Origin of the sequence: Deinococcus arboris, from assembly GCF_009755355.1 — a bacterium.
GTDB lineage: Bacteria > Deinococcota > Deinococci > Deinococcales > Deinococcaceae > Deinococcus > Deinococcus betulae.
Genome location: NZ_WQLB01000004.1, coordinates 121,849 through 135,606, shown reverse-complemented (window position 1 = coordinate 135,606; position 13,758 = coordinate 121,849). Strand labels below are relative to the sequence as shown.

Annotated in this window: 13 protein-coding genes; 8 read left to right on the top strand and 5 right to left on the bottom strand. The window is 67.5% G+C overall.

Annotated elements, in window-relative coordinates; all coding sequences use genetic code 11:
* Positions 1 to 825: a GNAT family N-acetyltransferase gene (locus GO986_RS04755; RefSeq protein ID WP_157458115.1), complete on the top strand. Its 825-nt coding sequence runs from the start codon at positions 1 to 3 to the stop codon at positions 823 to 825.
* 253 nt (positions 826 to 1,078) lie between these two features.
* Here the strand turns inward: GO986_RS04755 and GO986_RS04750 are convergent, their stop codons facing one another.
* On the bottom strand, positions 1,079 to 1,618 hold the full coding sequence (locus tag GO986_RS04750) for an MOSC domain-containing protein (RefSeq protein ID WP_157458114.1): 540 nt from the start codon (positions 1,616 to 1,618) through the stop codon (positions 1,079 to 1,081).
* A gap of 4 nt (positions 1,619 to 1,622) precedes the next feature.
* Positions 1,623 to 2,270, bottom strand: a complete 648-nt coding sequence (gene rnhB, locus GO986_RS04745; RefSeq protein ID WP_157458113.1) for a ribonuclease HII — start codon at positions 2,268 to 2,270, stop codon at positions 1,623 to 1,625.
* Between the two features lie 222 nt (positions 2,271 to 2,492).
* Here rnhB and GO986_RS04740 point away from each other — a divergent pair, with 222 nt between their 5' ends.
* From GO986_RS04740 to GO986_RS04710, 7 genes are all read left to right on the top strand, one after another.
* Complete coding sequence (locus GO986_RS04740) at positions 2,493 to 3,692, top strand: class I SAM-dependent methyltransferase (protein WP_369409155.1); 1,200 nt, start codon at positions 2,493 to 2,495, stop codon at positions 3,690 to 3,692.
* A gap of 349 nt (positions 3,693 to 4,041) precedes the next feature.
* Positions 4,042 to 5,682 (top strand): RNA polymerase sigma factor RpoD, encoded by a 1,641-nt coding sequence (gene rpoD, locus GO986_RS04735; protein ID WP_157458112.1) that lies wholly within the window; start codon positions 4,042 to 4,044, stop codon positions 5,680 to 5,682.
* Between the two features lie 137 nt (positions 5,683 to 5,819).
* Positions 5,820 to 7,220 carry a DUF4129 domain-containing protein gene (locus tag GO986_RS23375; protein WP_157458111.1) on the top strand — a complete coding sequence of 467 codons (1,401 nt, stop codon included), beginning with the start codon at positions 5,820 to 5,822 and terminating at the stop codon, positions 7,218 to 7,220.
* Entirely contained in the window at positions 7,217 to 8,215 is a 999-nt protein-coding gene (locus tag GO986_RS04725) for an AAA family ATPase (RefSeq protein ID WP_157458110.1), read from the top strand. Before GO986_RS23375 ends, GO986_RS04725 begins: the two co-directional genes overlap by 4 nt.
* Positions 8,212 to 9,336 (top strand): DUF58 domain-containing protein, encoded by a 1,125-nt coding sequence (locus tag GO986_RS04720; protein ID WP_157458109.1) that lies wholly within the window; start codon positions 8,212 to 8,214, stop codon positions 9,334 to 9,336. Before GO986_RS04725 ends, GO986_RS04720 begins: the two co-directional genes overlap by 4 nt.
* A gap of 394 nt (positions 9,337 to 9,730) precedes the next feature.
* The gene (locus GO986_RS04715) at positions 9,731 to 10,012 is read left to right on the top strand and encodes an M-like protein (protein WP_232337411.1); all 282 of its coding nucleotides are present in this window, start codon (positions 9,731 to 9,733) and stop codon (positions 10,010 to 10,012) included.
* Positions 10,013 to 10,036: 24 nt separating this feature from the next.
* Positions 10,037 to 10,453 (top strand): hypothetical protein, encoded by a 417-nt coding sequence (locus tag GO986_RS04710; RefSeq protein WP_157458108.1) that lies wholly within the window; start codon positions 10,037 to 10,039, stop codon positions 10,451 to 10,453.
* A 47-nt stretch (positions 10,454 to 10,500) separates the two neighbouring features.
* Here GO986_RS04710 and GO986_RS04705 read toward each other — a convergent pair whose 3' ends face one another.
* From GO986_RS04705 to GO986_RS04695, 3 genes are all read right to left on the bottom strand, one after another.
* Positions 10,501 to 11,352, bottom strand: coding sequence for a carbohydrate ABC transporter permease (locus GO986_RS04705; RefSeq protein WP_157458107.1), 852 nt, complete (start codon positions 11,350 to 11,352; stop codon positions 10,501 to 10,503).
* Between the two features lie 18 nt (positions 11,353 to 11,370).
* The gene (locus GO986_RS04700; protein WP_157458106.1) at positions 11,371 to 12,300 is read right to left on the bottom strand and encodes a carbohydrate ABC transporter permease; all 930 of its coding nucleotides are present in this window, start codon (positions 12,298 to 12,300) and stop codon (positions 11,371 to 11,373) included.
* Between the two features lie 163 nt (positions 12,301 to 12,463).
* The gene (locus GO986_RS04695; RefSeq protein ID WP_157458105.1) at positions 12,464 to 13,723 is read right to left on the bottom strand and encodes an ABC transporter substrate-binding protein; all 1,260 of its coding nucleotides are present in this window, start codon (positions 13,721 to 13,723) and stop codon (positions 12,464 to 12,466) included.
* Between the last annotated feature and the right edge of the window lie 35 nt (positions 13,724 to 13,758).

Genomic DNA, 13,758 nt, shown 5'->3' with positions numbered 1-13,758 from the left:
ATGTCCACGTCTCTGGCGTATTTTACCGACCTGGCCCTGCGCCGCCTTGAGGGCGCCCAGATTGAGCGCGGCCCGGCCGCCACCGTCATTCGCTCGCCGCACAATCCGACCTTCTGGTGGGGGAACTTTCTGCTGATGCCGGCGCCGCCGCAGCCGGGCGACCTGACACGCTGGGAAGCGGCCTTTGTGGCGGCCCATCCGGGAACCACCCACCGCACCTTCGGGGTGGACACCCCCGGCGGCGACGAGGGCGCGGCCGATGAGTTTCGCGCCGCTGGGTACGGCGTTCACGAGGACACCGTGCTCACCACCATCCGCACAGTGCCGCCCACCCGCCTGAACCGTGACGCCGAGCGGCGGCCACTGAGCAGCGCGGCCGACTGGGACGCGGCCCTGGCGCTGCGTCTGGCCGTCAATGCGGCCAGCCCAGAGCCGCTGGACTCTGAGGCTTACCGTGAATTTGCGATGCGCAAGCTGGCGTCCTACCGCGCCATGCAGGCGGCCGGTCAGGGCGCGGTGTTTGGCGCTTTTGAGGCTGACGGCACCATGCTGAGCGGCCTGGGCATCTTTGACGCGGGGCAGGGCGTGGCCCGCTACCAGAGTGTCGAGACCCATCCTGAGGCGCGTTCGCGTGGCCTGGCCGGCACCCTGGTCCATACGGCCGCCGAGTGGGCGCGCCAGACCCTGGGCACACGCACCCTGGTGATTGTGGCTGACCCTGGCTACCACGCCCAGGCCCTGTACGAGCGGGTGGGGTTCCGGCCCACCGAAACGCAACTGGGCATCGAACGCCGCCTGGCTGAGGACCAAGCCTGGAGCGGTTAACCACAGGGGCCTGCGGTGAGGGGTGTCGGGGAGAAAGCCTACCAGTCTCCTTCACGACTGCTCACTGAGGCACTCTCTGATTCCACCGCCTCCAAGTGCTTCAGGCCGCACGAACTGGGCATGCGGCGCCAGAGAGTCAGCAGGAGCAGGGTCTGGGTGTGGACCTGTTGGTCCTCTCCTGGTGCTTGAACGCCACTCGGCACTGCGGCAGGCGGCGCCAGTTGCCCCAAGTGCCGCCGTTGAGAGGCTCCCTCTACACCCGTCGAAGCCGTTCGTGCGGCTGCGGGGGCAGGGTGACCTCAATGGGGTCATCGGGCTGTACGTCGCCGCCCACCAGCACCACACCCATGACACCGGCCCGGAAGACCGGCTGCCCTGCCTCGTCCCGCCCCACGAGTTCTTTCAAGAGCCCTGGCTGAAACGCCTCAATCTGCGCGCACGGGTTGCGCAGTCCGGTGACCTCAACCACCGCCTCACCCAGCCTCAACCGGGTGCCGCGCGGGAGGGCGAGCAGGTCCACGCCGCGTGTGGTCACATTTTCGCCCAGGTCGGCGGGGCGCACGGCGAAGCCCCGCAGGGCCAGGTCGTTCAGCAGCTCGGCGTGAATCAGGTGAATCTGGCGCAGGTTGGGCTGTGTGGGGTCGGCTCGCACGCGGGAGCGGTGCTGAACGGTGCGGCCCGCGTGGGCGTCCCCGGCCACGCCCAGCCCGGCCAGCAGCGTAATAGCCGGGCTGGGCACCTTGCTAAAGCGGTGGGTGCTGTCACGGGCCACACACAGAACCGTTGCCGTCATGGCCTCATTGTGGGTCAAACAAAGGCTCGGAGCGGCTCAGCAGCGCCCGGACAGGGGCAAACGAGCGGCGGTGCACCGGGCTGACCCCCAGCGATTGCAAGGCCGCGCGGTGGGCGGGAGCGCCGTAGCCCTTATGCCCTGCAAAGCCGTACCCAGGGTATTCGCCGTCCAGTTCCAGCATCAGGCGGTCGCGCTCTGTTTTGGCCAGCAGACTGGCGGCCGCCACCGAGTAACTCAGGGCGTCGGCCCTGGGGGGCGCGCTGATGGGCAGGCCCGCGCGCAGTTTCAGGTAATCGGTGACCAGCGCCTGCGGGGGCGGGTTCAGGCGCGCCAGCGCCCGCAAGGCGGCCGCGTGGGTGGCGCCCAGGATATTCAGGCGGTCAATTTCCTCGGGCCAGGCGTGTTCGACGGCCCAGCTGAGCGCCACCTCGCGCACCTGCACGGCCAGGGCCTCGCGCACTGCCGGTGTCAGCTGCTTGCTGTCGCGGAAGGGATAATCCGTGGCCAGGCCCGGCAGAATGACGGCCGCCACGGTCACCGGGCCAGCCCAGGCGCCGCGTCCGGCCTCATCCACGCCAGCCACACGAAAATAGCCGCGCCGCCAGTGTTCGCGTTCATACGCCCAGTCGGGCGTGACAGAAGGAAGGGTCATGCTGCCCGGCACGCTAGCAGAAGGGGCCGCCCCGAGCAGGCTTGAGTGTGACATTGAATTGAGAGGCCTCGCCGGAGATGCGCGGCTGAGCGAGTCGCCGTCTCAGGCGGCCTTTGTGAACTGGAAAGGCGAGCTGCCCTCCCTGCGGTGGAACACCGCTGTCAGGCCCCCTGGTCTTGCGGCCCCGCCGCTTCCTCTGCCCGCATGTGCCACTCTGTACCCGTGACCCGCAGGCCCCGGCAGAAAATCCGCTTTCAGAAACCCGACGCTCCTGGCCGGCCCTCCGCCCGCCCGGTGCCCTCCGACCATCCCTACGCCGAGGTGCGGCCCGCCCTCCTGCCGCCCCGCCTGGAGGGTTTGGCTGCGCCCCTGACCAAAAGCGGCGTGCGCGGCTTTCCCGGCATTGACGACGCCCAGGCGCTGCTGGCCCAGACCATGAAAAAAGACCGCGTGAGGGGCGAGGTGCTCGACCTGAGTGCCATGGGCGGGCTGCTGGCCAGCTTGCCCGGCGTGACCCTGCGCGCCGTGGAGGGCAGCGCTGCCGCCCTGGGCGCGCTGCGGGCCGCTGGCCTGGACTCGGAACCGGCCGTGCCCGGCGACCCCCTGACCGGGCGCTGGCCCGAACGTGCCCGCACAGTGGCGCTGGTGCTGGCCGGGGACCGGGGCAATGCCTACGCCGCCGCGCAGGTGGCCTGGGCGCACGCCTGCACGCCGCCCGGCGGCACCCTGTACCTGGCCGGCGACCGTGACAAAGGCTTTGACCGTTACGTCCGTCAGGCCGGCGCGGCCTTCGGGGCCGGCGAGACCGTGGCCCGCGACGGCGGGATGCGGGTGGCGCGGCTGGTGCGCCGCCCCGGCCCCACGCCCCCACTGCCCGCCCCCGAGGGCTACGAGGCCTACGGCGTCACGGTGGTGGGCGGCCCCGGCGTCTTCAGTGCCGCCCGGCCTGACAAGGCCACCGCCCTGCTGCTGGACACCCTGGCTGACTTGGAGGTGGAGAACCGCGACCTGCTGGACCTGGGCTGCGGCACCGGCCTGATCGGCGCCTGGGCCGCCCGGCGCGGCGCGCGGGCCGTGCTGGTGGATGGCGACCTGGCCAGCGTGCGCAGCGCCCAGGCCACCCTGCACGCCAGCGGCCTGAGCGGCGAGGTCATTCATTCGGATGTGGACGCCGACCTGGGAGAGCGCACCTTCGACCTCATCCTGACCAACCCGCCCTTTCATGTGGGGCGCGGCGTGGTGCTGGATGTGGCGCGGGAATTCATGGCGGCCGCTGCCCGCCGCCTGCGCCCCGGCGGCACCCTGTATCTGGTGGCCAACGAGCCGCTGCCTTACGAGCGCGACCTGGCGGCTCTCGGCGCAGTCAGTGAGCGGCGGCGTGAAGGCGGCTTTAAGATTCTGAGCGTCACACGCCCGGCCTGAGTGTGGGAACCTGTAGACCGGTTCCCTCGTAATCTTCCTGTTGGCCCCGGCTCTGGTGTTGCGCCGCCTCTCTTGTCCCTGCTCCGAGTGTTGCCGCCTGGCCTGACATCTTGCCCAGGGCGCTCCAGGTTGTTCGGGCCGCACCAGCTGCGCCGCGTGCGGCTCGTCTCTGCCAGAGGAGACCTGATGACCACCCTGACTGGCCTCCCGGTGACTGTGCTCCGCGCCGCTTCTTCGCTGCCCCCGCCCTGCGCCGCTGTTTGCTAGACTGACCCGTTCTGACGCCGGGTGCCTGCCCACGCGCCGCCCGCATGTCCCCGCCCCAAGACGCACCCCCACAGGAGGCCGCATGGCAGATTCTCCCGTTCGCACCCGCAAGAAAGTTGACGCGCCCGAGCCTGACGGCGCCGCGCCCAAAGCCGCCGCTGTTCGCACCCGTGCCCGTGTGGGTGCGCCCAAGCCTGCTTCCGACAGCGCGCCTGTTCCGGCCAAGGCTGCCCCACAGGCTGCCAAGCCCGCGGCGGCCGAAAAACCCGAGGCGCCTGCCAAAAAGCCGGCCCCCAAGGCCACCGCCAAGGCGGCCCCCAAGCCCACGAAGAAAGCAGAGGCCAAGCCCAAGGCGGCTGCCGCAGAGGCCAGCGCTGACCTGCCTGCTGAGGGCCCTGTGGCGCCTGTGGAGGCCGCCCCAGCGACCAAAGCCAGTGCCAAGGCCGCCAAACCAGCCAAGAGTGCCAAACCGGCCGTGCCTGTCAAGGGTGGCCCCGCCGAGAAGCCCTACTACGCGCATCCCAGCATTCAGGAACTGCTGAAGGCGGGCCGCGCAGCGGGCGTGCTGTCCAGCGAGGACATCGCCACAGCCCTGGCCGCCGCCCTGGAAGCGGCGGGGCTGGACCCCGAAAGCCCCGACGCCTTCGAGGACATGCAGCTGTTCCTGGCCGGTCAGAGCATTGAGGTGCAGGACCTCGACGATGACGAGGAAGACGCCGAGAGCGAGGAAGGCGAGGAAGGCACCACAGCCGCCGCCGCGCAGGATGACGACGAGGAAAAATACTTCGACGACATGCCGCGCGCGGTGTCCAACGACCCGGTGCGCCAGTATCTGCATGAAATCGGCCGGGTGCCGCTGCTGACCCTGGAAGAAGAGATTGCGCTGGCCCGCCGCATTGAAGAGGGCGAAGAAGCCCGCAAGGTGCTGGACGAAGACCTGGACCTGGATGACCGGGGCCGCCGCCGCCTGATGCGTCAGATGGAAGACGGCGCCGCGGCCCGCCAGGGCCTGATTGAAGCCAACCTCCGCTTGGTGGTCTCGATTGCCAAGAAGTACACCGGGCGCGGCCTGGGCTTTCTAGACCTGATTCAGGAAGGCAACCAGGGCCTGATCCGTGCGGTGGAAAAGTTTGAGTACCGCCGCCGCTACAAGTTCTCCACCTACGCGACCTGGTGGATTCGTCAGGCGATCAACCGCGCCATTGCTGACCAGGCCCGCACCATCCGCATTCCGGTGCACATGGTCGAAACGATCAACAAGCTGACCCGCACCGCGCGCCAGTTGCAGCAGGAACTCTCCCGTGAGGCCACCTACGAGGAGATTGCTGAGGCGATGGGCCCCGGCTGGGACGCCGCCAAGGTCGAGGAAGTGCAGAAGGTCAGCCAGGAGCCGGTGTCGCTCGAAACCCCCATCGGGGATGAGAAGGATTCCTTCTACGGCGACTTCATTCCCGACGAGAACCTCGACAGCCCTGTCGAGAACGCTGCCAAGACGCTGCTGTCTGAGGAACTGGAAAAGGCCCTTTCCAAGCTCACCGAGCGCGAGGCGATGGTCCTGAAGTTCCGCAAGGGCCTCGTAGATGGCCGCGAGCACACGCTGGAAGAAGTGGGCCAGCGCTTCAGCGTGACCCGTGAGCGCATTCGCCAGATTGAAAACAAGGCGCTGCGCAAGCTCAAGTACCACGAGAGCCGCACCCGCAAACTGCGCGACTTCCTCGATTAAGCCCCAGATTCTCTGCCGCCCCGCACCTGCACTGGTGTCGGGGCGGCGCCCTTTTGGGCCGCAAGTGTGGAAACCAAGGCGCCGCCGAGCGCGTATCCTCCGGCAGACATGATTGGTGCTGACTCTGGACGCTTGTGGTGACCGCCGCGCAGGCGCGGCCTGTGGCCGGGCGGTGGCTGCGGTACGGCGTGGCTCTGCTGCCCCTGTGCCTGGCCGGCGCGCTGCCGCTGTGGACCACTGCGGCGCTGTGTGCGCTGCTGGCGGCTGGCGTGCGCTGGCCGGTGTGGGCGCAGGGCCGGGTGCTGATTACCCAGCTCATTCTGGGTCTGAACCTCCTGACCGCGCTGCCCAGCGCCTTAGGCCAAGGTCAACCAAGTGATCTGCTGACGCTGGGCGCACAGTACTTGCTGCTGAGTGTCCTGGGTTTCGTCCTGACTTGGGGCATCAATACGCTGGAAGAAGGCCAGCGGCGCGGCTTGCTGGCCCCTCTGCTCATAGGGGCGCTGTTTCCTCAGCCATTCGTGCTGGTGGCTCTTTTTGGCGGCGCCCTGGCGCGGCAAGACCAGAAAGCGGCAGACCTGACCTCTTCGGCCCCCCGTGGCTGGTGGAGTCTGCTGGGGGCCGGGTTACTCGGTCTAGTCCTGTTGGCCGCGTTGCTTCCCCCAGCGCCGCCTGTGTGGTCAGCTGTTCAGCTGGACACCATCACCTCCGAGCTGCCGCCGCGCACAGACACTCGGCCGCAATCTGGTCCAGTGGGCCGCGCAGAAAGGGGAGGAACAGGTGGGCAGGTCATGGCTCAGCCCTCCCCAGTGATGGACCTGGGACAATTGGGCTTCCCGGCAGAATTGACGCTTCTGGCGGGGCTGCTGTGCCTTGTGGGGGCTGCCCGGTTGTTTCAGGGGCGGGGACGGCGCCAGAGCCCCCCCCACCCAGCCGAGCTCCTGATGATCGTGGGGTTACTGGTCCTGGGAATAGCCTGGCTGGTCACAGGTGTGCTGCTCTGGCGCGGCGGGGCTGGTGGCGGGGCAATCCCCCCAGCAGCGACCATAATCCAAGGTGGGCAGAGCAGTGGGCCAGAAGGGCAGCTGACAGCCGCCAGATTCTCGCTCCTGCCACTGCTTCAGCTGCTGCCGTGGCTCACGGCCATCATGTTTCTGGCCATGGGCGTCTGGCTGCTGCGGCTGAAGCTTCGGCCTGATTCTCTATCCGGCGACGTTACTGAGGAAGCGGCCACGCCCGCTGACCCGGCCGAAGCTCAGCCCCTTCACCGGGTCCGGCAGGCCTACCGCGCGGCGCTGGGTGCCCTGGCCGACGCCGGCCTGGGCCGCGCCCCCCACGAAACCCCGGCCCTGTATGCGGCGCGCCTGACCGGCGGGCACCCCAGCCTGGCCGCGCCCCTGCACACCCTGACCGCCGCGTACGAACCGGTGCGTTACGGCGGCCAGCTGACCGACCAGACCGCTGAAGCTGCCGAGGCCGCCGCCCACACCATCCAGACCATCGCCCCCACCTTGACCCCACCCGAGGCCACCCCATGACCCAGACTGCCCCTCTGCCTTCTACCCCCGAATTTGCCCGCGCGGTGCTCCGCAGCGTTGCCCAGGTGCTGGTGGGCAAGGAAGACGTGACCCGCCTGGCGCTGGCCGGCATTCTGGCCGGCGGGCATGTGCTGCTTGAAGACGCGCCTGGCACCGGCAAGACCATGCTGGCGCGCGCCCTGGCCGTGTCGCTGGGGCTGGGCTTCCGGCGCGTGCAGTTCACCCCGGACCTGCTGCCCAGCGACGTGACCGGGGTGAGCGTGTTCCGGCCCGCCACAGGTGAATTTGAATTCGTCCCTGGCCCCATCTTTACGGGGGTGCTGCTGGCCGATGAAATTAACCGCGCCACGCCCAAGACCCAGGCCGCGCTGCTGGAGGCGATGGGCGAGGGACAGGTCACCGAATCTGGCGTGACCCACCCGCTGCCCCGGCCATTCGTGGTGATTGCCACGCAAAATCCGGTGGAACACGAGGGCACCTACCGCCTGCCCGAAGCGCAGCTGGACCGGTTTCTGCTGCGCCTGTCGGTGGGGTATCCCTCGGTGCAGGAGGAAGTGCAGATGCTCGCCCGCCTTCAGGGGGAACATCCCATCACCTCGCTGCGGGCAGTGGTGACACCCGCTGACCTGCTGGCGGCCCAGAGCGCCGTGCGCGGCGTGTTTGTCTCGGGGGCGGTGCAGGACTATATCGCGCGCCTGAGCCGGGCCACCCGCGCACACGCCAGTGTCGCTCTGGGCGGCGGGCCACGGGCCAGCCTGGGTCTTCAGGGGTCAGCGCAGGCGCTCGCCTGGCTGTCGGGCCGCGCCTTCGTCACGCCTGACGATGTGCAGCGCGTGGCGGCGGCCGTGCTGGCCCACCGCCTGAGCCTGAACATTGAAGCGCGCCTCCAGGGCCAGCCCGCAGAGGCGATTGTGCAGGAAGTGCTGCGTCAGGAGCCGGTGCCCGCCGAGCCTGCCCCCACCGGAGGGGCGCCCAGCGAGCCTGTGCCCGCATGAGTCTGCTGCTGGCCGCCCTGCTGTATCTGGCGCTGGTGGGGGTTGGGGTGCTGGCGCTGTGGCGGGGGTCGCGCCGGCCGCCCCAGGTCACGCTCGCCCGTGAGGTGGTCGCCACGGCTTTTGAAGGCCAGAGCCGGCCGCTGACCGTGCGCGTCACAGTCCGCAGCCGCCGCCCCCTGCGGGTGGTGGTGTATGACCCTGCGCCGCGCGCCGTCGTGCCGGGGCAGGAGGTGCAGCTGGGCGCCCTGCACCTGGGCCACACCGAGCGCGAGCTGCACACCACGGTGCGCCTGAACCGGCGCGGCACGTTTGTCTGGCCGGGCGCCACCCTGGCCTGGTCAGACCCGCTGGGGCTGTTCTGGCACAGCGCGCCCCTGGAGGCGCCCGCCACGACCCTGGATGTGTTTCCCGGCACCCACGGCCTGCGGCTGCCCGATCTGCTGCGGCCTCTGCTCAGTGAGGGGGGCCTGAGCCGCACCCTGGGGCTGGACGACCCCATCAGCCTGCGAGGCGCGCGCGAGTATGTGCCTGGAGACCCGCCGGCCCGCGTTCACTGGCGCCTGTCGGCCCGCAGCGGCACCCTGACTGTGCGCGAACTGGACCGCACGGCCGCCAGCAGCGTCACGGTGTTTGTGGACACCAGTGGCGGCGGCGAGGTGTACGCCGACAGCGCCGCGCGCCTGGGCGCCAGTCTGGTGCAGGAGGCCCTGGCCCTGAATCTGCCGGTGGCGGTGGCGACAGGCGCGGCCCCGGTGCCGACCGGCCGCGATCCTCAATCGCTCCGCGCGGCTCTGGGTACCCTGGCCCGCCTGGCCCCCACCCAGGCCCCCCCACAGTTGCCACCCATCCGGGCTGGGGGCAATCTGGTGATTCTGAGCGCCAACCCGGCCCCGGCGCTGGTCGAGCAGGCGCTGCAGGCGCGGGCCACAGCCAGCCGCGTCAGTCTGGTGGCCCTGCCCGAAGGGTTCTATCTGGAACCCGGCGAACAGCCCCGGCGCCAGTGGAGCGCCCCGCCAGACGATGTGCGCGACCTCGAACGCCGCGCCGCCGTGCTGGCGGGCCTGGGCGTGCTGGTATATGTGCTGCGCGGCAACCAGAGCGTCCTGAAGCTGGGCGCGTAGGCACCTAGAAAAGAGGGGAGGCGCCGTTGTGTCTTGAGGTCAAAATTGTGGAGTACCACCAGCTCTGCGGAAGAAGAGGCGCCCACAGTGGAACCCAAAGCAGCTACATTTAACGGCTCTGAGACGAGCTTCACCTCAACAGACAGCAGCAGTGGAAGTCAGGGGGAAGCTTTGATCCCTTGGGTAAAACTGGCTGCCACTGTCAGCTTTGGCGTTGAAAGGATGCGCGCCTCGACAGCCTATGGGTGCTTGCCCGATCTGTAGACACGGTAGATGGAAAGCGCCTGGGGGATTTCACTCAGGCCGTCAGTTTTTGCTGGTTAGACCATGCGTCTAAAGCTGCATGAAGAAGGCGTTCAGCTGCCGCCCAGCGCAGGCGCGGTAGCGTAACGCCATGACCAACCACGACGACCGCACGGCCCCCACGGCTGACGACCTGACAGGCCACACGGACCACACCAAGAGCGAGACCGAAATCAGCAACGTGGACCTGCAGTTCATGGGGCGCCAGAACCCTGAAGCCCAGATTGACGCCGCCGTAGACGCCGAGAACAAGTCCCCAGCCGATTACCGCCGGGAGGGGCTGGACAAGCAGGACATCGCCATGACCCAGAGCATGGACGCCAGCGACCCGCCCAGCACCAACATGGGCGACAGTGACAGCCAGGACAGCTAAACCGCCCCTGCGGGCCTGGCGCCCATGAGCGAATTTGATGAGCTGCAAGCGGTTATTCGCCGCCACGCCGCCGCACGTCAGGCCGAGCAGCGGGCGTGCGAGGCCTTCCTCAATGCCCTCTACCACGCCCTGCGAACGGCCAGCGGACCGGGCCTCCCGCTCAACAACGTCACCCTCGACTTCACCCTGGACCCCACGGTGCGCCTCCGGCCTCCGCCCAACGGCAGTTTTCATGCAGCCTGGCTGCGGCTGGGCTTGTGTGAGGTGCTGGTGCGGGTGCGCCGTTTGGATGGTGCCTTTCAGGGTGAATACGGGTCAGAGGGGGTTTTTCGACTGGAAGACACCAGCGAGGACGCCCTTCTGACCCTGGCGCGGCAGCTGCTGCGCGACGTGGGGGTGGCTTACGGCGCCGCGCTGGTCACCGAAAGCCACCTGAACTGAAGGAAAGCGCCGTCCCATTACCTTGGGCGGCGCTTTCTGGTTTGTCTTTAGCCTTTCACAGCACCGGCGGTTAGGCCCGAGACGATATTGCGCTGGAACACCAGCACCAGAATAATCAGTGGCACCGTGACCACGATGCTGGCGGCCATAATCGGCCCCCAGGGCTGGTCAAACTGGGTGGCGCCGGAATAATTGGCGATCACCACAGGCGTCGTGCGGTTGGTGCTGGTGAAGGTCAGGGCAAACAGGTATTCGTTCCAGGCGTTGATAAAGGCCAGCAGGCCAGTGGTCACCAGCGCCGGCATCATGACCGGAAACAGCACCAGAAAGAGCGTTTGCAGAGGAGACGCGCCGTCCACCAGCGCGGCCTCTTCTAATTCGGCGGGAATGTCGCGCACAAAGCTGGTCAGCACCCACACCGTAAATGGAATAGTAAAAATCAGGTACGACAGGATGAGCCCCAGGGGGTTGTTGTACAAGCCCAGGTTGCCAATCAGGGTGTACAGCCCGCCCAGCACGGCGATCTGCGGAAAGACACTGACCGCCAGAATCACGTACAGCACGATGGCTTTGCCCTTAAATCGGAAGCGGCCCAACGCGTAGGCCGCAAACGAGCCGAGCAGCAGGCTGACCAGCACCGACCCCACCGCCACGATCAGGCTGTACAGCAGCCCGCGCTGAAAGTTGGGGTTGCCAAAGACTTGCACGTAGTTGTTAAAAGTCGTGGGCGCCGCAATGAATTCGGCCGGGGTCAGGAACAGGTCGCCCGCTGAGCGCAGGCTGGTCAGCACGGCCCAGAAAAATGGGGCCAGCAGGTATAGCGCAATCACCAGCACCAGCAGATAAAAGGCCAGGCGTTGCAGGTAATACAGGGCCGGGTTGGTCGTTTTCAGATTCATGGGTGTCTCCCTGGCCCCTCAGTCGAACTTCACGCGGAAGGCGGTGACGTACATCACCACAATCACCATGATGATGAGAAACACCGCCACGCTCACGGCGCTGCCCAGGCCCAGCAGCTGGTTGTCAATCAGGGCCTGACGGGCGTAGCCGGTCATAGATGTGGCGGCGGCGTTTACATTGCCCAGCATCACCGACATCACGTCAAACACGCGCAGGGCGTCAAGGCTGCGGAAGACCAGTGCGACCAGCAGGGCCGGGCGCAGCAGCGGCAGCGTCAGCCTCCAGAACTGGGTCCACTTGCTGGCGCCGTCCATGTCCGCGGCCTCATACATGTCGCCCGGCAGGCTTTGCAGCCCGGCCAGAATCAGCAGCGCCATAAACGAGGTGGTTTTCCAAACATCCACGGCCACCAGCGCCCAGATGGCGGTGTCGGTATTGGCCAGCACCGCCTGGCCGCCCAGCATGCCGCGCCCAATCAGGCCAAAAGAATCGTTGTAGAGGTAGGCCCACATCTGTGCCGAGACGACGGTGGGAATGGCCCAGGGCACCAGCATGGCGGTGCGCAGCAGGGCGCGCCCCTTGAAGGCGCTGTTGACCACCAGCGCGATAATCATCCCGAACACGGTTTCTAAAAAGACCGACACCACCGTAAACAGCAGGGTATTTTTGACGGCGCCCCACCACTTGGGGTCTTGCAGGAAGCCCAGCGCAATGCCGTCTTCGGTGGTAAACCAGAAATTGCCCAGCCCCAGGAAGGTGCGCTGCTCGGGGCTGGTCAGGTTGGCCTCGAACAGCGAGAAATAGAAGGTGCGGTACAGCGGATAGCCCGCCACCAGCGCAATGGCAATCAGGGTGGGCAGCAGCAGCCAGATGGCCTGGCGCGCGCGGGCAGCTTCGATGCCGCGCGTGCGGGTCGGCCGGGCCGGGGCAGTGGTTTGAACAGTCATGTTCGGGAAAACCTCCTGGTGAACAACGGGGCGGCCGGGCGAGCCCCACCGGCGGCCTGGGGGGGATGGACAGGGCCAGTCCAGTGACCAGAACGAAAAAGGGGACACCCGGCAGCTGGGCGTCCCCGCAGTGGTGGGGCCAGGCAGCCCCACCGCCAGAGGCTTACCAGCCCCGGCCCTTGATGCGGGCGATGTCGGTCGCCAGCTTGGTCACGGCGGCCTGCCCCTTACTCTTGCCACTCAGGACATCGCTGACGGCAGAGGAGAAGGCCTGCGACACCTGGTTGTACTTGCTCTTGGTGGGGCCGGACGGCCGGGCCACAGCGCTGGTAAAGACGTTGTACAGGCTGCCGAAGAAGGGGTTCTTGGCCAGCACGTCCTTGTCCTTGTACAGGCTCTGGAGGGTGGGGTTGTAAGCCCCTTCAATGGCGCGGATCTTCTGCTCGGCGGGGCCGGCCAGGTAGCGCACGAGGTCAATGGCGGCCGCCTGGTTCTTGGAGTAGGTGCTGACGCCCAGCTGCCAGCCGCCCAGGGTCGCGGCGTTGCGGCTGCCGCCACTGGGCAGCGGCGCCACGCCGATCTTGCCCTTGACCTTGCTGTCGGCGCCCTGACCCAGTGCCCAGGCGTAGGGCCAGTTGCGCATGAAGGCGGCGTTGCCGGCCTGGAAGATACCGCGCGCAGCTTCCTCGTCGTAGGTGGTCACGCCGGCGGGGCTGATGCTCTTGACCCAGCTGGCAGCGGTGTCCAGCGCCTTGGCCGCCTGGGCGTTGTTAATCGTGATGTTGCCCTTGGCGTCCACAATCGTGCCGCCGCCAAAGGAAACCAGCCACTCCATAGCGTCGCAGGTCAGGCCCTCGTAGTTCTTGCCCTGCCACACGTAGCCGGCAAAAGCCTTGTTGGTCTTCTGCTCGCCGTCCTGAATCTTCTTGGCCATCAGGGCCATCTCGGTCCAGGTTTTGGGCGCGGCGCTGAAGCCATATTTCTTCAGCAGGTCGGTGCGGTAGTACAGCAGGCCCGCGTCGGTAAACCAGGGGATAGCCACCAGTTTGCCGTTGACGGTGTTGGCGTCAATGATGCCCTTGAAGTGGGCGTTGATTTCGTTGGTGGGCACCTTGCCCTTCAGGTCCACAAAGTGCTGCGACAGCAGGCCTGGCCAGACCACGTCCAGCTGGTACACGTCAATATCGCTGCTCTTGGCGGCCAGCTGCTGCTGGTACAGGCCCAGGCGGTCGTTGGTGAGGTTGGGACTCTCGAAGATCTTGACGGTGTTGCCCGTCTTCTTGGCCCAGCGCGCGGCGCCCTCGCGGCACAGCTGCAGCTCCTGGCCCACGGCCCCGCAGGCCAGGGTGATGGTGACGGCGCTGGCCTGAGAACTGGCCACAATGGCCGCCGTCAGGCTGATGAACGCAATAGCTTTCTTCATGCATCCCCCTTGGTGGGTGCCGGTCAGGCCCGGCC